Origin of the sequence: Streptomyces sp. NPDC021562, assembly GCF_040640875.1 — a bacterium.
Taxonomy (GTDB): Bacteria; Actinomycetota; Actinomycetes; order Streptomycetales; family Streptomycetaceae; genus Streptomyces.
On the sequence record NZ_JBFACN010000043.1, the window covers coordinates 1 to 25434 of the forward strand.

At 70.9% G+C, this 25434-nt stretch carries 17 protein-coding genes and 2 pseudogenes; 13 read left to right on the plus strand and 6 right to left on the minus strand.

What is annotated here, in order from left to right; genetic code table 11:
• Positions 1-133 precede the first annotated feature (133 nt).
• Positions 134-1834, minus strand: a complete 1701-nt coding sequence (locus tag AB0G52_RS38470) for a carbohydrate binding domain-containing protein (RefSeq protein ID WP_132887099.1) — start codon at positions 1832-1834, stop codon at positions 134-136.
• A gap of 176 nt (positions 1835-2010) precedes the next feature.
• Positions 2011-3189: an MFS transporter gene (locus AB0G52_RS38475; protein WP_165939258.1), complete on the minus strand. Its 1179-nt coding sequence runs from the start codon at positions 3187-3189 to the stop codon at positions 2011-2013.
• Between the two features lie 947 nt (positions 3190-4136).
• Between AB0G52_RS38475 and AB0G52_RS38480 the strand changes: the two genes are divergently transcribed.
• The 6 genes from AB0G52_RS38480 (at position 4137) to AB0G52_RS38505 (ending at position 12729) form a co-directional block, all read left to right on the plus strand.
• Positions 4137-5453: a sugar ABC transporter substrate-binding protein gene (locus tag AB0G52_RS38480; protein WP_132887101.1), complete on the plus strand. Its 1317-nt coding sequence runs from the start codon at positions 4137-4139 to the stop codon at positions 5451-5453.
• A 5-nt stretch (positions 5454-5458) separates the two neighbouring features.
• Positions 5459-6451 carry a sugar ABC transporter permease gene (locus tag AB0G52_RS38485; protein WP_132887102.1) on the plus strand — a complete coding sequence of 331 codons (993 nt, stop codon included), beginning with the start codon at positions 5459-5461 and terminating at the stop codon, positions 6449-6451.
• A gap of 7 nt (positions 6452-6458) precedes the next feature.
• Positions 6459-7298, plus strand: coding sequence for a carbohydrate ABC transporter permease (locus AB0G52_RS38490; protein ID WP_132887656.1), 840 nt, complete (start codon positions 6459-6461; stop codon positions 7296-7298).
• A gap of 26 nt (positions 7299-7324) precedes the next feature.
• Entirely contained in the window at positions 7325-8683 is a 1359-nt protein-coding gene (locus tag AB0G52_RS38495) for a GH1 family beta-glucosidase (RefSeq protein ID WP_361343562.1), read from the plus strand.
• Positions 8684-8819: 136 nt separating this feature from the next.
• Complete coding sequence (locus tag AB0G52_RS38500) at positions 8820-10694, plus strand: discoidin domain-containing protein (protein ID WP_361343565.1); 1875 nt, start codon at positions 8820-8822, stop codon at positions 10692-10694.
• 109 nt (positions 10695-10803) lie between these two features.
• The gene (locus AB0G52_RS38505; protein ID WP_361343568.1) at positions 10804-12729 is read left to right on the plus strand and encodes a DUF262 domain-containing protein; all 1926 of its coding nucleotides are present in this window, start codon (positions 10804-10806) and stop codon (positions 12727-12729) included.
• A 65-nt stretch (positions 12730-12794) separates the two neighbouring features.
• On the opposite strand, the pseudogene AB0G52_RS38510 reads toward AB0G52_RS38505, so the two are convergent.
• A pseudogene (locus tag AB0G52_RS38510) lies at positions 12795-13674 on the minus strand (serine/threonine-protein kinase); the annotation flags it as partial.
• A 343-nt stretch (positions 13675-14017) separates the two neighbouring features.
• Between AB0G52_RS38510 and AB0G52_RS38515 the strand changes: the two are divergent.
• Complete coding sequence (locus AB0G52_RS38515) at positions 14018-15838, plus strand: adenylyl cyclase (protein ID WP_361343571.1); 1821 nt, start codon at positions 14018-14020, stop codon at positions 15836-15838.
• A 178-nt stretch (positions 15839-16016) separates the two neighbouring features.
• Here AB0G52_RS38515 and AB0G52_RS38520 read toward each other — a convergent pair.
• A pseudogene (locus AB0G52_RS38520) lies at positions 16017-16913 on the minus strand (IS701 family transposase); the annotation flags it as partial.
• A 184-nt stretch (positions 16914-17097) separates the two neighbouring features.
• Positions 17098-17778, minus strand: a complete 681-nt coding sequence (locus AB0G52_RS38525; protein WP_132887106.1) for an SMI1/KNR4 family protein — start codon at positions 17776-17778, stop codon at positions 17098-17100.
• An 804-nt stretch (positions 17779-18582) separates the two neighbouring features.
• Between AB0G52_RS38525 and AB0G52_RS38530 the strand changes: the two genes are divergently transcribed.
• The 6 genes from AB0G52_RS38530 to AB0G52_RS38555 all read left to right on the plus strand — a co-directional run bounded on the left by AB0G52_RS38530 (position 18583) and on the right by AB0G52_RS38555 (position 24460).
• Positions 18583-19143, plus strand: a complete 561-nt coding sequence (locus AB0G52_RS38530) for a GNAT family N-acetyltransferase (RefSeq protein ID WP_361343574.1) — start codon at positions 18583-18585, stop codon at positions 19141-19143.
• Positions 19144-19212: 69 nt separating this feature from the next.
• Positions 19213-20724, plus strand: coding sequence for an ABC transporter substrate-binding protein (locus tag AB0G52_RS38535; RefSeq protein WP_361343577.1), 1512 nt, complete (start codon positions 19213-19215; stop codon positions 20722-20724).
• Positions 20725-20727: 3 nt separating this feature from the next.
• A complete protein-coding gene (locus tag AB0G52_RS38540) occupies positions 20728-22437 on the plus strand; it encodes an ABC transporter permease subunit (protein ID WP_361343580.1) in 1710 nt (569 codons plus the stop codon).
• Positions 22438-22485: 48 nt separating this feature from the next.
• Complete coding sequence (locus AB0G52_RS38545; RefSeq protein WP_361343583.1) at positions 22486-22779, plus strand: hypothetical protein; 294 nt, start codon at positions 22486-22488, stop codon at positions 22777-22779.
• 291 nt (positions 22780-23070) lie between these two features.
• Positions 23071-23673 carry a hypothetical protein gene (locus tag AB0G52_RS38550; RefSeq protein ID WP_361343586.1) on the plus strand — a complete coding sequence of 201 codons (603 nt, stop codon included), beginning with the start codon at positions 23071-23073 and terminating at the stop codon, positions 23671-23673.
• Between the two features lie 61 nt (positions 23674-23734).
• On the plus strand, positions 23735-24460 hold the full coding sequence (locus AB0G52_RS38555) for a YcnI family protein (protein WP_361343588.1): 726 nt from the start codon (positions 23735-23737) through the stop codon (positions 24458-24460).
• A 64-nt stretch (positions 24461-24524) separates the two neighbouring features.
• Here AB0G52_RS38555 and AB0G52_RS38560 read toward each other — a convergent pair whose 3' ends face one another.
• Entirely contained in the window at positions 24525-25328 is an 804-nt protein-coding gene (locus tag AB0G52_RS38560; protein ID WP_132887110.1) for a CDP-alcohol phosphatidyltransferase family protein, read from the minus strand.
• Positions 25329-25434: the final 106 nt, after the last annotated feature.

Consider the following 25434-nt stretch of genomic DNA (forward strand, 5'->3'; position numbering starts at 1 on the left):
GGGGGGGCGCGCGCCGGCGCGGCCCCCCCCTCCGTGCCCCCCCCGGGGGGGGGGGGCCCGGGGGGGGGGGGGGGGGCGCCCCCCCCGCCCCCCCCCCCGCCCCCCCCCCCCGCCGCCGTTGGCGGCGGGGCTGTCAGGTGAGGGTGAAGTCGTCGGCGTCGACGGCGGACTGGCCGTACCAGCCGTGGACGAAGACGGTGACCGTGCCGCTGCCACCGGTCGTGAAACGCACCGTCAGCTGGTTCCAGCTCGTGCCGTTCGACCAGGTGCTCGCGGTGGCACCACCGCTGACACCGATGTACGCGTACGGCCCCTGCACCCAACCGGTCAGCGCGTAGGCGGTGTTGGGGGACAGGGTGACCGTCTGGTCGCACTCGCCGGTGCCGCTGGAGCTGGGGGTGACCTGCAGAGCGTGGCTCCCGCTGTGGACCGGAGCGGCCACCACCGAGCTGCCGCCCGTGCAGGTCCAGGGGGAGAGGGAGCCGGTCTCGAAGCCCGCGTTGGTGAGCGAGCCGCCACCGCCGCCACCGCCGCCGGTGGTGACCGTGAGCGTGTAGGTCGCGCTGTGGCTGCCGCTCGCGGCGGTGCCGGTGACGGTGATCGGATAGCTGCCCGCGGCCACGGACGAGCCGACGGCCGCGGTCAGCGTCGAACCGCCGCCGGACGTCACGGACGCGGGGCTGAAGGAGACGCTGACACCGGAGGGCGCGCCGGAGGCCGAGAGGGCGACGGACTCGGCGCCGCCGGAGGTGACGGCGGTGGTGACGGTCGCGGTCGCCGAACCGCCCCGCACCACCGAGGCATTGGCGGGGGACAGGGCGAGCGAGAAGTCGGTGGTGGTGCCTCCGCCGCCCGAGCCGCCCTGGTAGGGCACGAACGCGTCGGTGAACGCGAGACTGTTCTGGCTGATCTCGCTGCACGTGGGCAGCGAGTTGGCGGTGCCGCCGCAGGGCTGGTCCCGGTTGGCCGACCAGAACGACAGCCGCCCGACGCGGTTCTGCGCGGCGAAGCTCTCCACCGTCCGGGCGTCCGCGAGCGTGAAGGTGGACCCGTCGTCGTTCTTGCCGATCATCGGAGTGATGCCGAGGTCGGCGTAGGTGTAGCCCGGGTCGACGGACTGCATCTGCGCCAGGGTGGCCCGGGCCGCGGAGACGGCGGCCTGGCCCATCTCGGTGCCGGTGCCCGCGTAGTAGTCCATGGTCATGATGTTGACCACGTCGATCCTGAGGCCCGCGTTCTTCGCGGCCTTGAGGACGTTGACGCCGTCCGCGGTCAGCCCGCTGGTCAGCACCGGCAGGGTCATGGAGAACCGCAGGTTCGGGTTGGCCGCCTTCAGGTCCTTCATCGCCTGCATCTGCCGGGCCGCGGCGGCGGTGTCGGCGATCGCCGCGCCCTCGACGTCGAAGTCGAGCTGGGTGACGCCGTAGTCGTCGATGATCGCCTGGTATCCGGCGTCGATGCTGCTCTGGGTGGCGCAGGTCCAGGCGAGCGGTTCGCCGCTCGCCCCGCCGGAGGAGACGATGACGGACGCCCCCTCGGACCGCGCCCGGGCGATCTCGGGGTCGGTGTACGGGTCGTTGCCGACGGGGAGCGTGTCTCCCCAAATCTGGGTGCAGCCCTCGCCGAGCACGAAGGCCGCCGTGTAGGCCTTGAGCCCGTGGCCGGTGACGGCCGTGTCGAGCAGTCCTTCCTGACCGTTCGACATGTCGACGTAGGGAGCCACGGAGTAGACGCTGTTCGCCGCGGCGCTGCCGGCGGGGGCCAGCGCCACGGTGACGCCGGTGGCCGCGAGTGCGAGCGCACACGCGGAGGCCGCTAGTTTTGCCAGGTGCATGACATTGGCCCTTTCGGGATGCCCATCGGGGCGGAGGGGTGGGGGTGGGCCGGAGCGGTTTGGTACATACCAAAGCGCCGGGAGCCCCCTCCGTCAAGAGGACTAGACCAACGAGAGCCCGGCTCTGCCCGCCGATCGGTCGCCAGGCTCCGCCCGCCGAACGGCCGCCCCGTCTCTCAGGCGGACCGCTCCGGCACGGCCGCCTCGCCCCGGCGGAACATCACCAGGGCCGCCCATGCCATGGCGACCAAGGGGATGACACCCGAGACGATCACCTGGCCTCGGCTGGAGACCAGGGAGTTCGGGGTGCCGAGCAGATAGCCGAGGCCGATGCAGCTGCGGGACAGTGCCTGGAAGCAGGCCCAGGCGCTGCCGTGCACCTCGGCCGGCACCCGGGAGTGCACCGCGTTGCGCAGGCCGACGTTGCAGGCGCCGTTGCCGAAGCCCGCCAGCAGGAACAGCGGGAAGATCACCGCGGCGACCGGGAGGAGGCCGGCGAAGAGCAGGCCGAGCCCCATGCCCATGATGCCGCCGACGATCAACAGGGTGTGCCGGTCCGACCAGCCCGCGCGGCCCGCCAGCAGCGCTCCCGGCACGGAGCCCAGGGCCCAGGTGGCCAGGAAGAGGCCGAACACGGTGTCGTTGCCGTGGACGACGTCCCGCAGGTAGTAGACGCCCGCGACGTTCTCGATGCTGGTGGCCAGGATCGCCGCGGCCAGGGCCGGCATCAGCGTGCCCACCACCGGTGCGTCGCGCAGCGCCCGGTAGCCGTCCGCGAGCCTGGTGGCGGGGCGGCGGCCGATCGCCACGTCCACGGTGTCCGGGACGGCCAGCACGGTGCAGCCGGCCAGGACGAGGAAGGAGGCCGCGTCCACCGCGAGCAGCACGGGCGTGCCCCACAGGGAGTTCAGGAAGCCGGCCAGGGGCGGGCCCGCCAGTCCGGCGACGGACAGGCCCGCCGTCAACAGGCTGTTGGCCCGGCCCGTGTGCTCCTCGCCGGCCACGGCGGGCAGCATCTTGAACCCGGCGGCCACCGAGGCCACTCCGGCCAGGCACGACAGCGCGATCAGCGCCACCTTCACGTGGAACCCGCCGACCCCGGTGGCCGCGCCGAGGGCCAGCGCCTGGACCAGCAACGCCCACAGGCACACCGCTCGCGCACTGAACCGGTCCACCACGGAACCGATCAACGGCGCCGCGAGCACCGTGGGAATGAGCTCGGCGAGCATCACCTCGGTCACGCCGAACCGGATGTCCCGGTCCGCCGCGTGCAGCACCAGGCCCAGGGAGGCGAGTGTGTCACCCAGACGGGAGAACAGCGTTCCCGCGATGAGCACCTGTGCGGCGACCGGCATCCCGGCACCCGGGCGCAGCGCGGCGAACGGCGCTCTCCGCGTCTTTTCCGTGTCCAATCCAGTCCAATCCGTCCGCCTGCCGGTTCTATTCATCCCGCTCCCGCATCAGATTAGGCCCGCTCTCCCGCCGGGAGAGCGTTCACCGGCCACCGGCACGGGCCACTTCCCGGCCTTTGCGTGCCCGCCGTGACCGTGGCGGGGTCCTAATTTCTCAGCCCAGAACGGCACTTCACGGAAGGTCCACACATGTTCCACACCAACTCCCGCAGGTCCCGGGCCGGGAAGAGGTGCCCTGCTGTCCCGTGGAGAGCTGTAAAGCATGGTTTCCGGCCAATCGCAGCAGTTGCGGCGGCCTTGACCGCCGAAGCGGAAAGCGCCTTCTGTGTACGCGGAGTTGTGGGCATCGGCCGGACGAATGTCCGGAAAGGGTCGGGGAAATGAGCCGTGCAATTCCCTGAGGGTGGAGAAAAGGAACGAAACCGGTGTCTCGGCTCGAAAGCGAGGTGCCGTGAAAGGACTCGGTGCGCGGGTGTGAGTCCGGGACCCGCTCCTGGTCCCTGCGGACAGCCCGAACGGTCCTGGCGTCCGCCGGACGCGAACGGTCCTGGCGTCCGCCGGACGCGAACGGTCCTGGCGTCCGCCGGACGCGAACCGCGACCTGCCTGCCTGTGTCACGTCGAGACCCAACCGTTGCGAACGGCGTCCCACCGCCGCTGTGCCCGAATCGGGCCGCTTCGGCCCAGGTCACACCCCCGGGCGCCGCCGGCCTCCGCCCCGAAACCGGCTGTTCCCCCGGCCGCCCGCGTCGGCGCCCGTGCCGGATCTCTTGACGCGCCCCTGATCCGCGTATTAACTCACGTCCTAAATTAAGCCGTGAGGGGCTTCGGGGCCGACCTGTGTGAAGCCCTCTCGGGGTTCTCCACTCCCGGAAAGGCACAGCTGGAGCCATGCGCAGCATCCGAGCCGCGGCCGTAGGCGCCGTCACCCTGTCTCTCGCCCTCGCGGCCACGGCCTGCGGTGGCGGTTCGTCCACGGGGGGCGGGTCGAACGACTCCCCGAAGACGCTCACCTACTGGGCCTCCAACCAGGGCGCCAGCATCGAGGTGGACAAGAAGGTGCTCCAGCCGGAGCTCGACAAATTCCAGAAGCAGACCGGCATCAAGGTCAAGCTGGAGGTCGTGCCCTGGTCGGACCTGCTCAACCGGATCCTGACCGCGACCACCTCGGGCCAGGGCCCCGACGTGCTGAACATCGGCAACACCTGGAGCGCCTCGCTGCAGGCGACGGGCGCGCTGCTGCCCTGGGACGCGAAGAACTTCGCGAAGATCGGCGGCCGGGACCGCTTCGTCGACTCCGCCCTCGGCTCCACCGGCGCCGAGGGCAAGGACCCGGCCGCGGTACCGCTGTACTCGATGGCGTACGCGCTCTACTACAACAAGAAGATCTTCGCCGACGCCGGCATCGCCAAGCCCCCGGCCACCTGGGACGAGTTGATCGCCGACGGGAAGAAGATATCGGCGAAGGGCAAGTCGGTGCTCGGCGCCGAGGGCGGCAACGTCTCGGAGAACATCCATCACGTCTTCGTCTTCGCCAAGCAGCACGGCGCCGACTTCTTCACCTCCGACGGCAAACCGGACTTCACCAACGACAAGATCGTGGCCGCGGTGCAGCAGTACGTCGACCTGATGGCCAAGGACAAGGTCATCCCGACCGGCGACGCCGAGTACGCGCAGAACCAGTCGGTGAGCGACTTCGCCAAGGGCAAGCAGGCCATGCTGCTGTGGCAGTCGGCGTCCTCCAACCTCTCGTCGCAGGGCATGAGCGACAGCGACTACGGCATCGCCCCGGTGCCCGTGCAGTCCGGCACCCCCGGCACCGGCACCCAGGTCAACTCGATGGTCGCCGGCATCAACCTTGCGGTCTTCAAGAACACCAAGAACCTCGACGGCGCCACCAAGTTCGTCAAGTTCATGACGAGCGACGACGAGCAGAAGATCCTCAACACCGCCTACAGCTCCATCCCGCCGGTCAAGACGGCGCAGGAGGACGCGGCCTTCAACACCCCGGCCAACTCCGTCCTGAAGAACACCCTCGCCACCAGCGCCGCGGCGCTGCCCCAGGTGGCGGCGGAGTCACAGTTCGAGACCACCGTCGGTACGGCCGTGAAGAACCTGTTCGCCGACGCCGCCGCCGGCCGCGCCGTCACCACCGACTCCGTCAAGGCCGAGCTGGAGAAGGCCCAGCAGCAGATGCCGGCGGCCTGAGCACCATGACGACCACCACCACCGCTGTGCACGAACCGGCGCGGGTGAACTCCCCCGGGGCGGCGGGCGGCTCGGGCCGCCGCCCCGGGCGGATCCGCCGCATCGGACTGCCCTACCTGCTGCTCCTGCCCGCCCTGCTCCTCGAACTCCTCGTCCACCTCGTCCCGATGGTCATCGGCGTCGTGATGAGCTTCAAGGAGCTCACCCAGTTCTACATCCGCGACTGGACCACCGCCCCCTGGGCCGGATTCGACAACTACAAGCTGTCGGTCGAGTTCGACGCCCCCATCGGCAAGGCCCTGCTGCACTCGTTCTTCGTCACCGTCGCCTTCACCCTGCTCTCCGTCGGCCTGTGCTGGCTGATCGGCACCGCGGCCGCGGTCTTCATGCAGGACACCTTCAGGGGCCGCGGCCTGCTGCGCGCCCTGTTCCTGGTGCCGTACGCGCTGCCCGTCTACGCGGCCGTCATCACCTGGGTGTTCATGTTCCAGCACGACAACGGCCTGGTGAACCACGTGCTGCACGACCAGTTGCACCTCACCGACAAGCCGTCCTTCTGGCTGATCGGCGACAACAGCTTCTACGCCCTGCTGATCGTGTCGGTGTGGAAGGGCTGGCCGTTCGCCTTCCTGATCGTGATGGCCGGCCTCCAGAACATCCCCCGGGAGCTGTACGAGGCGGCCGCCCTGGACGGCGCGGGCCTGTGGCAGCAGATCCGCCGGATCACCCTGCCGTCGCTGCGCCCGGTCAACCAGGTCCTCGTCCTGGTCCTGTTCCTGTGGACGTTCAACGACTTCAACACCCCGTACGTGCTGTTCGGGAAGTCCGCGCCGGAGGCCGCCGACCTCATCTCGGTCCACATCTACCAGGCCTCCTTCGTCACCTGGAACTTCGGCACCGGCTCGGCCATGTCCGTGCTCCTGCTGCTCTTCCTGCTGGTGGTGACCGGCGTGTACCTGGTGTTCACCTCGCGCGGACGGAGGACCTCGGATGTCTAGCTCGCCCATGGCCCCGCCGCGGTCCTTCCTCTGGTCCCGGCGGATCTTCCTCACGCTGCTCACCGGGTTCGTGCTGATCCCCGTGTACGTGATGATCTCCAGCTCGCTCAAGCCGCTCTCGGACGTCACCGGCAAGTTCCGCTGGCTGCCGAGCGGGCTGACGATCCGCCCGTACATCGACATCTGGTCGACGATCCCGCTCGCCCGGTACTTCGTGAACTCGCTGGTCGTGTCGGTCGCGGCCACCGTCTGCTCGGTCGTCGTCGCGGTGTTCGCCGCCTACGCGGTGAGCCGTTACGAGTTCCGCGGCAAGCGCGTCTTCACGGTCACCGTGCTGTCCACGCAGATGTTCCCGGGCATCCTCTTCCTGCTGCCCCTGTTCCTGCTGTACGTCAACATCGGCAACGCCACCGGCATCGCCCTGTTCGGCTCCCGGGGCGGGCTGATCCTCACCTACCTGACGTTCTCGCTGCCGTTCTCGATCTGGATGCTGATCGGGTACTTCGACTCGGTCCCGCGGGACCTGGACGAGGCGGCGCTGGTGGACGGCTGCGGGCCGCTCGGCGCGCTGCTGCGGATCGTCGTCCCGGCCGCGATCCCCGGCATCGTCGCGGTCGCCGTCTACGCCTTCATGACCGCCTGGGGCGAGGTGCTGTTCGCGTCGGTGATGACCAACGACACCACCCGCACCCTGGCCGTCGGCCTCCAGGGCTACTCCACGCTCAACAACGTGTACTGGAACCAGATCATGGCCGCCTCGCTCGTGGTGAGCGTCCCCGTCGTGGCCGGCTTCCTGCTGCTCCAGCGCTACCTCGTCGCCGGGCTGACCGCCGGCGCCGTCAAGTGACCCCGCCCAGTTCCGAGAGGACCCACGTGACCATCGACCTCGCCGCACTCCCGCACGACTTCCTGTGGGGCACGGCAACCGCGGCGTACCAGATCGAGGGAGCCGCCGCCGAGGACGGCCGTGCCCCCTCCATCTGGGACACCTTCTCGCACACCCCGGGGAAGATCGCGGGCGACGACAACGGCGACGTCGCCTGCGACCACTACCACCGCTGGCGCGAGGACATCGGCCTGATGCGGCAACTGGGCGCCAACGCCTACCGGCTGTCGGTCGCCTGGCCGCGCGTGCTGCCCGGCGGGGACGGCCCGGTCAACGCCAAGGGCCTCGACTTCTACGACGAGTTGGTCGACGGTCTGCTGGAGGCGGGCATCACCCCGTCCGTCACCCTCTACCACTGGGACCTGCCGCAGGCCCTCCAGGACCGGGGCGGCTGGCCCGAACGCGCGACCGCCGAGCACCTCGCCTCCTACGCCTCCGTCGTCGCGGGCCGCCTCGGCGACCGCGTCCACCACTGGACCACCCTCAACGAACCGTCGTGCTCCGCCTGGATCGGCCACCTGGAGGGCACGATGGCCCCCGGCTGGACCGACCTCACGGCCGCCGTCCGGGCCTCCTACCACCTGCTCCTCGGCCACGGCCTGGCCGCGCAGGCGATCCGCGCCGCCGCCCCCGGCGCCCAGGTCGGCATCGTCAACAACCTCTCCACCGTGTTCGCCGCCACCGACCGCCCCGAGGACGCGGCCGCCGCGCGCCGCCATGACGGGCACGTCAACCGCTGGTGGCTGGACCCGGTGCACGGCCGTGGCTTCCCGGCCGACATGATCGAGACCTACGGCGTCGAACTCCCCGAACACCCGGGTGACCTGGAGACCATCGCCACCCCGCTCGACTGGCTGGGCCTGAACTACTACTTCCCGGCGTACGTCGAGGACGACCCGGACGGCCCCGCGCCCTACGCCCGTTCGGTCCACCGTCCCGGCGTCCCGCGCACCGGCATGGACTGGGAGATCGACGCGAGCGGCATCGAGACGCTGCTGCTGCGCCTCACCGAGGAGTACGGCGCCCGCAAGATCTACGTGACCGAGAACGGCTCGGCCTACCCGGACGTGGTCCGCCCCGACGGCACGATCGACGACCCCGAGCGCCAGGAGTACCTGGTCGGCCACCTCGCGGCCTGCGCCTCCGCGGCACGCAAGGGCGCCCCGCTGGCCGGGTACTTCGCCTGGTCGCTGCTGGACAACTTCGAGTGGGCGTACGGCTACGACAAGCGCTTCGGGTTGGTCCACGTCGACTACGACACCCAGATCCGCACCATCAAGGGCAGCGGCCACCGGTACGCGGACATCATCCGCGCCCACCGGGGACAGGCCCGCCGGGCGGCCTGACACACACCGCGGTGGGCGCGGACGAGGGGAGTACCGCGCCCACCGCACCTACGACCGTCATGCGTAAGAGCAACAACAGGCACCGGCACAGAGCTTGAACTGTCATGCCCACAACATCATCGCTCGGGAGACCCGCATGCCATCCCGTATTCCCCGCACCCTCCTCGCCGCCCTCGCGGCGGCCGCCCTGCTGACCTCCGGCACCGTCCTGGCCGCCCCGGCGTCTGCGGCGGCCACCGCCGCGACCTGGGACACCGACCGCGCGAACACCGCGTACGCGGCCAACCCGAACGCCGTCACCGCCTCCGGCTACGAGAACGCCGGCACCACCCCGGCCATGGCCTTCGACGGCAACGGCGCTACCCGCTGGTCCAGCAACTTCGCCGACAACGCGTGGATCGAGATCGACCTCGGCACCACGATCCGCATCGACAGCGTGGTCCTCGACTGGGAGGCCGCGTACGGCAAGAGGTACGTCCTGGAGGCCTCGAAGAACGGCTCGGACTGGACGCCCTTCTACACCGAGACCGCGGGCACCGGCGGCTCGGTCACCGCGCACACCTACCCGCAGGAGGTCACCGGCCGCTACGTCCGGATGCGCGGCATCGAGCGCGCCACCCCCTACGGCTACTCGCTCTGGAACTTCAAGGTCTACGGCGGCGAACCGGCCCCCGCCTCCCCGACCCTCACCAACCTCGCCCTGAACCACCCGGCGTACTCCAACTACTACCAGAACGCGGGCACCTCACCGGCATTCGTCACCGACGGCGGCTGGCCGGCGGCCCTGAAGGGCGACTCCACCCGCTGGTCCAGCGACTGGAACGCCGACCGCTGGATCTCGGTCGACCTCGGCGCCACCTCCACGATCTCCTCCGTGGACCTCTTCTGGGAGTCGGCGTACGCCGTCGACTACCTGCTCCAGGTCTCCGACGACAACGTCAACTGGCGCACGGTGTACGAGCCGTCGGCCGCCGACGTAGCCGCCCGCCGCGCCAACGTCGTGTCCCCCTCTGACGCCTCCGGCCTGCACGACAAGGTCACCCTCTCCTCCCCGACGACCGGCCGCTACGTCCGCATGCTCGGCAAGGAGCGCCGCAGCTTCTACAACCCGGCCCCCGCTACCGCCCAGTTCGGCTACTCCCTCTACGAGTTCCAGGTCTGGGGCACCGGCGGCAGCGCCTCGGCCGCCTACCCCGCCCCGCCCGCCGACCAGTCCGGCACCTACCAGACGACGTTCTTCGACGACTTCACCGGCAGCTCGCTCGACCGCTCCAAGTGGCGGGTCGTGCGCACCGGCACCGAGATGGGCTCGGTCAACGGCGAGGCGCAGGCGTACGTCGACTCGCCCGACAACATCAAGACCCAGAACGGCGAGCTGATCCTCAAGGCGAAGTACTGCAAGGGCTGCACCCAGGCGGGCGGCGGCACCTACGACTTCACCTCGGGCCGCATCGACACCAACACCCACTTCGACTTCACCTACGGCAAGGTCAGCGCCCGCATGAAGCTCCCGGTGGGCGACGGCTTCTGGCCCGCCTTCTGGCTGCTCGGCAGCAACGTCGACGACCCGTCCGTCTCCTGGCCGGCCTCTGGCGAGACCGACATCATGGAGAACATCGGCTACCCGACCTGGACCAGCACCGCCCTGCACGGCCCCGGCTACTCCGCCGACGGCAACATCGGCGCCCGCCAGACCTTCCCGGGCGGCGGCACCGTCGACCAGTGGCACACCTACGCGGTCGAGTGGACGCCGACGGCGATGCGGTTCTACGTCGACGACACCCTGGTCCAGGAGACGACCCGCAACGTCCTGGAGTCGACCCGCGGCCAGTGGGTCTACGACCACAACCAGTACGTCATCCTCAACCTCGCCCTCGGCGGCGCCTACCCGGCCGGCTGGAACCAGGTCACCACCCCCTACTGGGGCCTCCCGCAGTCCAGCGTGGACAAGATCGCGGCCGGGGGCGTCCAGGCGGAGGTGGACTGGGTGCGGGTGGAGCAGAAGAAGTAGCCGGCATTCATGTGCGCGGCCGCCGAACCGTTGTCACGTGCGGCGCGGCGGCAGTCACCGGTTGTGGATATTGTGTGTGCGGGAGAACACTAGCAACCGGGGGGACGGCATGGGCCTGGCGAACGAACAGATCATTTCTCAGGTCGAGGACCTGCTGCACGGCAGGGTGGTCATCCCCTCCATCCAGCGTGACTTCGTCTGGATGCGGCCTGACGTACGTGACCTCTTCGACTCGCTCTACCGCGGTTACCCGGTGGGCGCGCTGCTGCTCTGGAAGACGAACCTGACGGTTCCGTTCAAGACGGCTGCGGTCGTCCAGGCCGCCAAGTCGACGCACCAGCCCCTCTATCTCCTTGACGGCCAGCAGAGGCTGACATCCCTCGCATGGGTGTACCAACCGAAGTCCAAGGCCGATGGTCGCCTCATTGATCTGCGCTTCGACGTGCGTACAGAGGAGTTCGTCAACCCGAGCGCAGTCCAGAGCAGGGACCCGATGCTGTTCCGCGTTTCGACGCTCCTGCAGGAGAACGTGCAGTATCACGAGGTTCTCAACACCGCGGGTGTGCCCTACTCCGATCCGAACTTCGGTGAATGGATGCAGCGTCTGCAGAAGGTGCACGGCATCCGCAAGCATCAGATGGCTGTGATCACCTACGAGTCGGATGATTACGAAGAGGTCGCCGAACTGTTCGCCCGGCTGAACAAGGGAGGGCGGCGCCTGTCCAAGGGCGACCTCGTCTACAGTGCCATCGCGGCTCGTTGGGCGGATGGCCTGGCAACCATGGACGCCTTCCATCAGGAACTGCGGGACAGTCACTTCTCCCTGGACCGGGAGGCCGTACTCCGCCTGATGAGCCTCCTCGCGGGAACCGGTGCTCGTCATATCAAGCTCATCGGCTCCGGCGTCGACGAAGCCGCTCTGAAGGAAGCCTGGCAGTCGACTGAGACAGCTCTCCGGTACGCCATCGACTTCCTGCGGGAAGAGTGCGCGATTCCCCGCTCCGAGATTCTGACGTCACCGAACGTCACGGTCGTTCCGGCTCTCCTTCTGCATCAGCGGAACGGGAAGCTAGAGCCTGGCGAGGCGGCTCTGCTGCGTCGTTGGGTTTACACCGCGATGGCGTTCAGTCACTACTCGCTGCAGGTGGAAACCAAGCTCGACGCAGAAGCCAGGTTGCTCAGAGCCCGGCACGGCGAGGAACTGTTCGCCGAACTCATTCGCCGAGCCTCGGGCAGCCGTTCCGCGGACACCCCTCTGCATCCGAGGGACTTGGAGCAGAAATATTCCACCCACGCCTTCTTCCGATTGCTCTACATCGCCGCGCTGCGAGACAAGGCCCGGGACTGGGTGACCAACATGGCCATCAGCGACCAGCCGATGAGCAGTGGTGCCAAGATCGAGTTTCACCACGTGTTTCCGCGGGCACGTGTCCAGCCCGTGTACGCCAAGGAGGAATGGAACAGCCTGGCCAACCTCGCCTTCGTGACAGGTCAGACCAACAAGATGATCAGCTCGAAGCTGCCCGCCGAGTACATGGCAGGAATCGCGCCGGAGCGCCTGCTTGAACAGTGGATTCCCGAAGCACCGGAGCTGCGGTCCCTGGACCGGTTCCCTGACTTCCTGGCAGCACGCCGGCGTTTGCTCGCCAACGTTCTCAACCGACTCCTGGGACTTCCGGCCTACGCCGGACAGGACACCCACCGTGACTTCGACGAGCCCCCCGCCGATGAGGAGGTGATCGCCGAGGACATCACCGCACCCACCCTTGTCGGCCCCGCTGTTCAGGAGCTTCGTACCGAACAGGGCGTCGAGATTCACGCGATCTACGAAGGCCGACGCACCAGTGCCTACTACGACCCTTCATCGCGAACCGTGACCATCCCCTCCGGTCCCGGTCGAGGCGAATACGAGAGTCCCAGCGGAGCGGCAGTCGCTGTAGTACAGGCCCTCAACCCGCGGGTGAATCCGAACCGCAACGGATGGTCCTTCTGGACCGTCACAGCTACCGGCCAGCTGTTGCAGACCATCCGCTAGCCCGCCGGAACGGCGGGCGGCACATCTGGCCCGGCGGCGGACGCCGTCGGCGGCGTGCCTGCGGTACCGGCGCGTGAGCGGGGCGCGTACGGGCGCCGGAAGATCCCTGTCGGGACGGGTGCCCCCCGCGAGCCCCGCCTCCTGCGGCGTCGGCTCCTCACCGGGCGCGGGCAGCAAGGGCCGCAACCGCTCGTACACCTCCTGCACGTCCGCCGGACGCGCCTCGGGCGCCTTGTGGAGCAGGTGCAGGACCAGGGTCTCCAGCTCTGCCGGCACCTCGGCCCGCAGCTGGCGCAGGGGTGTCGGGGTGGCGTTCACGTGCTGCGTCATCAGCTGCCACTCGCTGGCCCCGGCGAACAGCGGCGGCCCGCACAGCGGCTCGTGCAGCACGCACCCCAGCGCGTACAGGTCGGTGCGCGGCGTAACCCGTCCGCCGCGCACCTGCTCCGGCGCCATGTACTGGTGCGTCCCGATGGGGCTGCCGGTCGCGGTCAGCTTGGTGACGTCGGTCTGGAGGATGGCGGCGACACCGAAGTCGAGCACCTTCACGGTGCCGTCCCGCGCGACGAGGATGGTGCCCGGCTTGAGGTCCCGGTGCACCACGGGCACGTCGTGCGCGTACGACAGCACCGTCGCGACCTGCGCCGCGACGGCCACCGCCCAGCTGACGGGGAGCGGCTGTTCCGGGTGCACATACACGGTCAGCGGCACGCCGTCGACCAGCTCCATCACCAGGAACAACTGCTCGTACGACTTGTCGAGCACCGCGTCGTACACCTGCGGTACGCCGGGGTGCTGGATCCGTGCGGTGATCCGCGCCTCGCGCCGGAATCGCTTCTCGAACTCCTCTGCCATGTGCGGGGACGTCACCGCCTGCGGGCGGATCAGCTTCACGGCGACCGGCCGGTCCAGTACGCCGTCGTACCCCCGCCACACGTCCCCCATGCCGCCGTGGCTGAACTGCTCCAACAGCTCGTAGCGCCCCGCGATCCGTCATACGTCCGGCACCTGGTTCGCGCCCCGCCCCGTCACGCGACCGAAGTGGTCCTCGTTCTTCCTTGTGGTGGGAACCAGTTTCGCGGCTGCGGGTTCCGCGCGTCCAGCCAGGCGCGGGGCGGGCACCGGCCTGCTGACGCGCCAACTCGCCACGCAGGGACGCCCTGTTATTGGTGCAGACTTATTGACGCTGCTTATTGGCGATGATTCACTCCGTGGCTGAGAGCGCTCTCTCGCGGTTGGGGACCAGCCGCGTCCCGTTTGCCCACCACCTTCAGGGAGAGCCGTGTCCGTGATTCCCTCTCGCCGTGCCGTGCTCCGTGGGGCCGCGGCCGCTGCCGCAGCGGTGCCGCTGGCCGACGCAACCGCAGGATCCGCCTTCGCGTCGTCCTCCGTCTCCGCCGGGGCGGGCGGCCACGGCGACGCCGGCCACGGTACGGTCGGTCTGGGGCCGAACGTCCTGGTCTTCGACACGTCGATGGGTGACGAGGCGATCCAGGCACAGATCGACGCCGTGTTCGCCGTCCAGCAGTCCAACCAGTTCGGCACCGAGCGGTACGCCCTGGCGTTCAAGCCGGGCACGTACAACGTCGAGATCAACGTCGGCTTCTACACCCACGTACTGGGGCTCGGCGCCAGCCCCGAGGACGTCGTCATCAACGGCCATGTCACCGTCGACGCCCAGTGGTTCGGCGGCAATGGCACCCAGGACTTCTGGCGGGCCGCCGAGAACCTGACCATCGTCCCGACCGACGGGCTGGAGCGCTGGGCCGTCGCCCAGGCCGGCCCGATGCGCCGCGTCCACGTCAAGGGCAACATGGTCCTCATGCCGAGCCCGCCCGGCAACGGCTGGTCCAGCGGCGGCTTCCTGGCCGACAGCGTGGTGGACGGTCAGATCAACTCCGGCTCGCAGCAGCAGTGGCTGTCCCGCAACGACACCATCGGCAGCTGGACCGGCGCCAACTGGAACATGGTCTTCGTCGGCGTCCAGGGCGCACCCGCCACTTCCTTCCCGACCCCGCCGTACACGACCGTCGACCGCACCCCGGTGGTCCGGGAGAAGCCGTTCCTGACCGTCGACCGACGCGGGGCCTACCACGTCTTCGTGCCCGCGCTGCGCCGCGACAGCACCGGCACCTCCTGGGCCGCCGGGCCGGCCGCCGGCCACAGCATCCCGCTGACCGAGTTCCACGTCGCCCGGCCGGGAGACTCCGCCGCGAGCATCAACGCGGCGCTCGCCCATGGCAAGCACCTCCTGCTCACCCCGGGCATCTACCCGCTGTCCGCACCTCTGCGGATGTCCCGGCCCGGCACCGTCGTGCTCGGCCTCGGCCTGCCCACCCTCCAGGCCGTCAAGGGCAACTCGCTCATCGAGGTCGCCGACATCGGTGACGTCTCCGTGGCCGGCGTGATCCTCGAGGCCGCCTCCGCCGATTCCCCCGTGCTGCTGCGCGTAGGCGACGGCCACAGCCGCAGGAACCACGCGCACCGCCCCACCGCGCTCTTCGACGTCTTCCCGCGCATCGGCGGCGCCGTCCCCGGCGGCACCCGGGTCAGCATCCAGATCGACAGCAACGACGTGATCGTCGACCACGTCTGGGCCTGGCGCGCCGACCACGGCCTCGACGGCACGGTCGGCTGGTCGGTCAACCCTGCGGGCGTCGGCTTCCTCGTCAACGGCGACCGGGTCACCACCTACGGCCTGTTCGTCGAGCACCACCAGAACTACGAGGTGCTCTGGAACGGCAACCACGGCCGCACCTACTTCTTCCAGAACGAGCACCCGTACGACGTCCCGACGCAGTCGGCCTGGAGACACGGCAACACCAACGGCTTCGCCGCCTACAAGGTCGGCGACCACGTCACCGAGCACCACGCCTGGGGCCTGGGCAGCTACGCCTACTTCGACCTCAACGCGAACATCTACACCGACCGCGCCTACGAGGTCCCCGACACCCCAGGCGTCGTCTTCACCTCGCTGATGACCGTCTGCCTCAACGGCGCGGGCGGCGGCGGCATCCTGCACTGCGTCAACAACGCCGGCGATCCCGTGGAGAACGGCTTCGGAATCTACAACATGAAGTCGTACTCGAACGGCGTCGGCATGGTCTGACCTGCGCCGCAGGCAGCGACGCTCACACGGCGCACTCCGCCCACACCGTCTTGCCGGGACCGCCGTCGGCGCGAGGACTCCAGCCCCACCGGTCGGCCAGGGCATCGACGAGGAGGAGTCCGCGCCCGCCGTCCCGTGCGGTGTCATCCGCTGCGGGGGTGGGCAGGCGGGGGAGACGTCCGGCGACCCGCACCAGCTTGCTCAGCGGCACCGGCTGGGGTGAGAAGCACCAGTAGTAGGCCCGTTTGCCGGTGGCACGGTTACGGCGGATCAGCAGCTGGTGGTGACCCGGGTCGGTGCCGGCCAGATCGATGACCGCCCAGTCGTAGAAGCGGTGCCCCTTCGCTCCGTGTCCGGCCGACAGCTTCTGCCAGGCCCGCTTAGGTAGCCGCTTGACCAGGACGTCTGCCCGGAACTTACCTCCTTGAGTCGCGACTTCGGCCGAGCACGCCACCGCGAGGACATAGCCGATGCCGCGTTCCTCCAAAGCCGCCCGCAGTGCCGGGTTGCTGCCGTAGACCTCGTCCCCGGTCACCCAGCCCACGCGGTGTCCGGTGTCCAGGAACCGTTCGATCATCGTGCGGGCCAGATCCGGCTTGGTCGCGAAGGCGGTGTCCCCGCCGAGCCCGGCGGCCCGGGAGCGTTCCGGGTCGCACGTCCAGGACCGTGGGAGGTACAGCTCCCGGTCCACCGCTGCGTGCGCCCGCTCGCCCGCGTAGACGAGGTAGACCGCGACCTGGGCGTTCTCGATCCGTCCGGCCGTGCCGGTGTACTGGCGCTGGACCCCGACGGTGCGGGTGCCCTTCCTCACGTCGCCGGTCTCGTCGACGACCAGCACCGCGGCCTCGTCACGGAGGTGCTCGACGACGTACTCGCGCACGTCGTCACGGATGGCATCGGCGTCCCAGACCGCCCGGCACAGCAGGTGCTGCATGCCGCGCAGGCTGGCCTCCCCGGCCCACTCCGCGATGGTCCAGCAGTTCTTGCGAGGCAGGTCCGACAGCGGGCCCAACACCAACCGCCCGGCTCGCAGGCGGGGTTCAACCCGGGCGAACCGTCCCGCGATCCGCCCCATCAGGCCCTCGAACGCCTCCCGCCATCGGGCCGGATCTATGCTGTGACCTGCGGCCACCGTCTCGTCGTTAGTCCACACAACTCACGATGATCATCGGTGGCCGCACGCGTTTCCGTACCGGCGCCACTGTGGCTGAGGGCCCTACTTAGCCCGTTCGACAACCGCAACGCCCAACAGCAGAGGCCTACGGTGCCGACAGGGCTGTGCGCTCGGCTTTCTCCAGCCAGTCGGTGTACCAGCGGGCGAACGTCACCGGCGCACCGTCGTCATCGAGCAGCGGGGCGAGGTCTACGTCGTCCACCCGGCAGTCCGACCAGATCATGCCACGGTGGCTGCCGCTGGTGATCAGCCATTCTCTCTGGGCGCAACCCAGGTGGGAGATCACGATGGCGCCGACGGTGCGCTCCGGCGCGAACATGACGGCTTCCCACCGCTCGTCCCACGCCTCGATGGCGCCGTCGAAGTCCTCGATGTCGTCGAAGTCCTCTTCCTCGGGGCGTTGGGCAAGAAGGTCGTCGAGCAGCTTCGGGTCCGGGCCCTGGTCGGGAAACGGCTCGGCAAGCCTCGACAGGTCGGCCAGGTCCGCGCCGTCGCCTTCCCAACGCCAGCGGCCTTGCACGCGCCGAACCGGGAAAAGGCCGTACGCGGGGCCGGCGCCGCCCGCGCCGACGTGGAGCAGGAAGGCCCGGTACTCCTCTGGCAGCCGCACGCCCGTCTGAGCCTCAAGTTCGGCAAGCTCGCCCTGGGTAAGCGGGTCCTCCACGATCCATCGGTGTCCCAATGCCCCGAACACCTTGCTGCCAAAAGGCCCAGCACCCGCCGCCTCGACCCGCTCACGCACGCCCACCCACCACTGATCAGTCATGCGCAGACCGTACGTGTAGCCACCGACACCTGGGGCGCGGGGCCCACTGCTGCCGTCCCGACGGACTCAAGAACGGCCCGACGCCCCAGGCCCCTCGGCACAACACGCACATCGGCCAGCTGAGCCCCCCAGTAGCCAGCCAGCGCACTCAGTCACGCCCGTCAACAAGGTCACGATCTACAGCTGGAGTATTTAAGGATGCGACCTGTGTACGTGACGAGGTGACCGGTGGTCGGGAACCCTGCCATCCCAACTTCGGTCTACACCCTGGCTCCAGTCTTGACGCCGATCCCACGGCGTCAATGCCACGACCGCGGGAGTGGAAATCCAGCAGTTCTTTGATCTGCTTGGCCAAGAGCTTGCGCTATTGGAGGGCGGTCGCCCTCGGGATGATGAGCGCGGAACGGCAGCGGTAGTTGCTGGGCGTCGTGGCGGCTGCTCTCGGTGCGCGTGACGGCCAGCGGGACGCAGTGCCGGTCGACGATCACAATTGGAGCCACGATGGCCGCTGTCGACGGGCGGGGGAGACGACATGGTCCCTCCTGCAGGGCCCGGACACGTGGGCCGTCGACGGCGCAGTCATCCAGATCCAACAGGTTCGCTCGCCGCAACTCGGTGTGCAGGCTTCCCGGGAAGCGTTGACGGCGCTCGGGAGTGGGTGGCAGCAACGGAGTCACCCGCTCCCAGAGACCGTCGGGAACAAGATCAACGGTCACTCGCACGGCCTGCCGACCAAGATCGCTCATTGCAGGAGCATGGGCTCAACTCCTAGTGAAACGATCGGTTAATGCATATGATGTGCAGGTGCATGGCATCAGCATCAGGGTGGCGGCCCCCGATGACCTCGACGGCGCGCGGGCCGTCATGCTCGACACCGTCTACCGGGACTTCGGGACCGGCTACGTGCCCCGGTGGCACGGGGACATCGTCGATCCCGAAGCGGCCTACCTCGCCTCCCCTCGGCACGCGCTGCTGGTAGCCGTCGACGGCGGCGGGCGGGTGGTCGGTACCGGGGCGCTCGACTCGCGGGGCCCCGCCCATCCGCCCAACCCGCGGGAGCTGGCCGAGCGGTACCCGTCGGGGGAGACCGCTCAGCTGCGGCGGGTGTACGTGCGGCCGGAGTTCCGGCGGCACGGAATCGCCCGTCGACTGGTCGCCGAACTGGTCGAGTTCGCCGTCGCCGACGGCGGGTACCGGGCCGTGTACCTGCACACCGACCCCGCCGTGCCCGGCGCCGAGGCGTTCTGGCGGTCGCTCGGGAAGGTCGTGCTCGACGAGCGCGAGGAGCCGGGCGGCGGGCAGGGGATCGTGCACGTCGAGGTGCCGATGGCGCGAGTGGGCGTGAGCGGTCACGCGTCGGCGTAATGAAAATGATTGTCATGTAGTGTGGTGATCGTCTTCGTCCGCGCCCCCTCTCGCACCGAACCGAGGAACATGTCGCTCCCGCGCCCCACGCGCCGTCCCCGGCTGCTCATCGTCCTGTTGCTCACCCCGCTGCTCACCGGCTGCTTCGCCGAATCCGGCGCCGGTCCGACCGAAGGCAAGGCGGGCGGCGACGGCACCCGGCTCCGGGTCGCCCTCGCCTTCCCGCCCGCCGAACGCCTCTCGCCGTACGGTGCCGACGCCACGATCCTCACCCGCCTCGGCGTCACCGAAGGGCTGACCTCGCTCGACGCCAACGGCACCGCCGCACCCGCCCTCGCCGAGTCCTGGCGCAGGGAGGGGCCCCGGAGGTGGGTGTTCACCCTGCGCGAGGCCGAGTTCCAGGACGGCACCGACGTCACCCCGGCCGCCGTCGCCGCCGCCCTCACCCACGCCACCCGGGCGAAGCCCGCCCCGGCCGCCCTGACCGGCGTCACCCTCACCGCCGAGGCCGAGGGCGACCACGCGGTGCGCGTCACCACCCGGGCGCCCGACCCCGTACTCCCGCTGCGGCTGTCCAGCCCCGGCCTCGCCGTCCTCGCCCCGAAGGCCTACCGGGCGAAGGGCGGCGTCGACCCGGTCGGCACCGGCACCGGCCCCTTCGAACTCACCAAGGTCACCGGCTCCACCGCCGCCACCCTCGACCGGTACGACGACCACTGGGGCGGCCGCGCCCAGGCCGCCGGCCTCGACGTCCGCTTCGTCGCCGACGGCACCGCCCGCGCCAACGCCCTGCGCACCGGCGACGCCGACATCGCCGAGGCGATCCCGGTGGCCCAGGCCGCCACCCTGGACGCGGACACCCGGCGCGAGACCGCCACCACCCGCACCACCAGCCTCCTCCTCAACTCCGCATCCGGTCCCTTCGCGAGCGCCGGACTGCGGGCCGCCGCCCGCGCCGCCGTCGACACCTCCGCACTCGCCAAGGGCGTGTACGAGGGACACGCCGACGCCGGATCCGGGATCTACGGGCCCGCCGTGACCTGGGCCGCGGCGGGGCGCGTCCAGCCTGTGGGGCGCGCGGAGGCGAAGCGGCCCGACGGCACCGCCGTCACCCTCGCCACCTACGACAACCGGCCCGAACTCCCCGAGGTGGCCCAGGTGCTGAAGCAGCAGCTGGAGAAGGCGGGGTTCGCCGTCAGGCTCGTCGTACGCGACTACTCACGGCTGGAGGGCGACGCCCTCGCCGGGAAGTTCGACGCGTTCGTCCTCGCCCGCAACACCCTCGTGGACACCGGCGACCCGGTCGCCGTCCTCGCCTCCGACCACACCTGCGACGGCGGATACAACATCGCCCGGCTCTGCGACACCGGGGTCGACCGGGCCGTGGCCGAGGCGGAGGCCACCGCCGACACCGGGAAGCGGCAGCACGCGGCGCTGGCCGCCGAGGCGCGGATCCTCGGGACCGACGCCGTCGTCCCGCTGGTCCACCAGCGTATGATCACCGGCGTCGGCGCCGGGGTCAAGGGTGTGCGCCTCGACCCGTACGAGCGGGTCCTCGTCGGGACCGGGACGCGGCGCTGACCCATGCCCACCCTGCTGTGGCGGGCCGCGCTCGCGATCGCCCTGGTGTGCGGGATCGGGGTACTGCCCTGGCTCGCGGGCAGCGACCCGGCGCTCACCGTCCTCAAGGCGCGCTCCCAGGACCGCGACCCCACGCCCGAGGTGCTCGCCGACATCCGTACCCGACTCGGCCTGGACAAAGGCCCGTTCCACCTCCTCGCCGGCTGGGCGGGCGGGCTGGCGCACGGTGACGCCGGACGGTCGTGGATCTCCGGCGGGGAGGTGACACCGGCCGTCCTCCAGGCGCTCGGCGCCTCCCTGCTGCTGATGACGGTCGCCCTCGCGATCGCCGTCTGCACCGCCTCCCTGGTGTGCGCCCGCACGCTGCGGACCGGCGGCACCCGGCGCTCCGGCGGCACCGGCTCCGCCGTGCTCGCCACGCTGCCCGAGTTCCTCACCGCCTCCGTCCTCGCCACCGTCGTCGGCGTCCAGCTCGGCTGGCTGCCCGCCCTCGGCTGGTACGGCCCCCGGTGGACGCTGCTGCCCGCCCTGGCCCTCGGCCTGCCCGCGGGCGCCGTCCTCGGCCGGCTCCTCGACGACCTGCTGCCAGGCGCCCTCGCCGAACCCTGGGCCAGGGCCGCGGCCGCCCGCGGCATACCCCGGCACCGCGTCGCACGCCAGGCGCTGCGGCGCTCCCTGCCCGGACTCCTGCCCAACCTCGGCCTGTTCGTCGTCGGCCTCACCGGCGGAGCCGTCGCCGTGGAGCAGGTCTTCGACATCCCGGGACTCGGCCGCACCACCCTCCAGGCCGCCCTCGCCCAGGACCTGCCCGTCCTCCAGGCCGGCACCCTGGCCCTCCTGCTGCTCGCCACGGCCACCGCGCTCGCCATCCGTCCCCTGGTACGCCTGCTCGTCGGACCCGCCCTGCGCGACGGAGCGCTGCCCGCCCTGCACCGGCCCGTGCCACCCGCCCGCCGGGCCGCCCCGGTCACCCTGGCCGCCGTACTCCTCGCGGTCGTCGTCACCGGACTGCCCCGCGACCCCCTGGCCCTCGACACCGCCGAACGGCTCCGACCCCCTTCCCCCGGGCACCCGTTCGGGACCGACGCGCTCGGCCGCGACCTGCTGGCCCGGGTGGCGCACGGCGCCCTCGACACCCTGCTGCTCGCCCTGGCGATCAGCGCCGCCGCCCTGCTCACCGGAGTGCTCCTCGGGCTGCTGCCCAGGTTCTCGGGACCGCTCGTCGACACCGTCAACGCCGTCCCGCCCGTCCTGGCCGCACTGCTGGTCACGGCGGTCGCCGGCGGCGGACCCGGCACCGCTGCCCTCGCCGTCGCCGCCGTCGCCTGGGCGCCGCTCGCCGCCCACACCGCCGCGCTGCTCCGGCAGGAACGCGCCACCCTGCACGTCACCGCCACCGCGGCCCTCGGCGCGAGCCGCCGGTACCTGCTCCGCCGTGGCCTGCTGCCCGCCGTCCTGCCGCCCGTCCTCCGGCACGCACTGCTCCGGCTCCCCGGCGTCGCCCTCGCCCTCGCCTCGCTCGGCTTCCTCGGCCTCGGCGCCCAGCCGCCGTCCCCGGAATGGGGCCGGCTCCTCGCCGAGAACCAGCCGTACGCCGAGCGCGCCCCCTGGGCGGTCCTCGCCCCCGCCGCCGTACTCGCCCTGCTGGGCGCGCTGGCCGTGGCCGCGGCCGCGTCCGCCGAAGGCGCCCGCACGGCACGGAAATCCGCGTGAGCCCGCTGCCCCGCCGCCCTGCTGGTCGTCCTGCTCACCCTCGGCCAGATGCTCGTCGCCCCCGTCGCCCGCGCCTGGGTGCCCGACCTCGCCGAGGACGGCCGCCTCGGCCTCTGCACCGGTGCGCTCTCCTCGGTATCGGGGTTGATCGTCCTGCTCGGCAGCGCGGGGACCGGCACGCTTCTGGACGCGGCGTGGCTGCCGCCGGCGGTGCCGTGGGTGGTGCTGGCCGGGGTGACCGCTGTGGCGGTGGTGCTGTTGCCGAGGGCGGGAGGGGTGGCGACGGCCCGGTCCCGGGTGCGGGTGCGCGGGGGCTGGTCGCGCAGTTCCCCGCGCCCCTAAGGGGCGCCACCACTCCCGCGCGCCTGAGGGACGCCGCCACCCGTGCGCGCGTGAGGGGCGCCGTCCCTGCGCGCCTGAGGGGTGCCGCCATCCCTGCGCGCCTGAGGGGTGCCGCCATCCCTGCGCGCCTCAGGGGTGCCGTCCCTGCGAATCTGAGGGGCGCCGTCCCTTCCGCGTCTGAGGGGTGCCGACCCCCCGCGCGCCTGAGGGGCGCCGCCCCTCACGTTGTCTTGGGGCTGAACGGGGTGTGTGCGCCGTGCGTATCACCCTGGCGTGGGAGGATCGCTCACCATGAGTGCGTCGCCGGCGGTACGGAGCCTGCGTGCCGCGGTGTTCGCCGCGGTGTGCGTACTCCTGGCCGCCGCCGGTCACGGCCTCGCCATGGGAGACATGCCGCCGCTCTGGGCCGACCTCGCGGCCTTCGGCACGGTCTTCGCCGTCGGCCGCGCCCTCGCCGGACGGGAGCGCGGACTGCCCGAGATCGGCGCCGGCATGCTCCTGACCCAGGGCGGTCTGCACGTCGGCTTCGACGCGGCGCACCCCGCCCCCATGGCCGGCATGCCCATGAGCATGCCGCCGCACGGTCACGCCATGGCCGCCACGACGGCGCAGCACGCGCACCTCCTGACCGCGCACGCCACTCTCGCCCACGTGCTCGCCGCGCTGGCCGCCTCCTGGTGGCTGCGGCGGGGCGAGGCCGCCCTGTGGTCGCTGCTGCGCCGCACGGCCGCCCTCGTCCCCGGCCTCGTGGCCTGGTGGCACGACGCCCCGCTGCCCGCGCCGGCCGGCGGCCCCCTGCCCGCTCCCGCCCGTCCCGTCCGCCCCCGGCTGCTCACCCTGCGGCACGCGGTGAGCCGGCGTGGGCCGCCGAGCGCGATCCCGTACGCGGTCTGACACCGCACCAGCCGCCCCTTCGCTTCCTTTTCCCTTCCTTCGTACGGAGATCCACTCACTCATGTCCACACCCCGCGCCGCCCTGCGCCGTGCCGCCACCGTCACCGCACTCACGGCCGCCTCGGTCCTCGCCGCCGCCGGTGCCGCGTCCGCGCACGTCACCGTCCACCCCGAGAGCTACGCCAAGGGCGCCACCGACGGCGTCCTGACCTTCCGGGTGCCCAACGAGGAGGACACCGCCTCCACCACCAAGGTCGAGGTCGTCCTGCCCACCGACCATCCGGTGCTCGGCGTCCTCGTGACCCCGCAGGCCGGCTGGACCGCCAAGGTCACCACCGCCAAGCTCAAGAACCCCGTCAAGACCGACGACGGCACCATCACCGAGGCCGCCTCCGAGATCACCTGGACCGGCGGCAAGATCGGACCCGGCCAGTACCAGGACTTCGACGTCGCGTTCGGCCAACTGCCCGAGGACACCGACCAGCTGACCTTCAAGACCCTGCAGACCTACTCCGACGGCAAGGTCGTCCGCTGGATCGAGGTGCCCCAGAACGGCGGTGACGAGCCGGAGAACCCCGCGCCCACCCTCAAGCTGACGGCCGCCGACGACGCGGCGGCCTCGGCGGCGCCCGCGGCGAAGAGCGGCAGCGCCAAGGCGACCACCGCGTCCGCCGACGCCAGTGACTCCACCGCCCGCGGCCTCGGCATCGCGGGCCTGGTCGTAGGCGCCCTGGGCCTGGCGGCCGCGGCGTTCACGTTCGTACGGACGCGCGGCGCCCGCTCGTAACCCACGGGCGCGAGAAGGGGCCCGGACCATCCCCCGGTCCGGGCCCCTCCGTCGTGCCGCGCGACTACCGCACCGCCAGCTCCAGCAGCTCCCGCTCCAGCGCCGCCACCGTCGTGTCGGTCTCCTCGGCCCCGGCCGCCGCCTCGGCCGCCGTACGCCGCTCGTTGCGCCACAGCCAGGCCACGTCGCGGCCGAAGGACCACACCAGGGAGCCCAGCGCCAGCAGCACCACGGCCAGGTCGCCCGCGTACGGCAGCAGGTCCGCGCCCGCCAGCAGCAGGCATATGCCCTGCATCGCGGCGACCGTCTTGCGGGCCATCGACGGCGGCAGCGGCGCGTTCAGCCAGGGGGCGAGTTTCGCCGCCGCGACGAACACGTAGCGCATGGCGCCGATCAGCAGCACCCAGGGACCGAGCCGCGTGGAGACGTACACGCTCAGCACCAGGATCAGGAACGCGTCGACCTCCATGTCGAAGCGGGCGCCCAGCGCGGTCGACGTGCCGGTGCGGCGGGCCACCTTGCCGTCGACGCCGTCGAGGATCAACGCCACGGCGGTCAGGCCGACAAGGAGGGTGACCGGCGGGGAGCTCTCGAAGGAGTCGGCGACCAGAGCCGTCACCCCGCCCACAAGGATCGCGCGGCCGAGGGTGACCCGATTGGCGGGGCCGAAGGAACGCGGCCGGGTGCGGTGCAGGGCCCGGGAGAGGACCGCCCAGGTGGCCGTCGCGAACGCGAGGCCCGTCAGCCAGCCCGCCGGCCCCATGCCGATCGCGGAGCCCAGCAGCGCCAGCAACAGGATCTGCACGCCCGCTCCCACCGCGGTCTCCTGCTGGACCAGCCTGGCTTCGTAAGTGTTGTTCAGGGCCACCGCACGTCCTCCGGCCGAGTGACAGAGTCGATCAACGCCGCGTACTGTGCGCGGCCTGTGCACGTGTTAGCTGTGCACACCTCGGTACGTGAACAACTTCCCGATC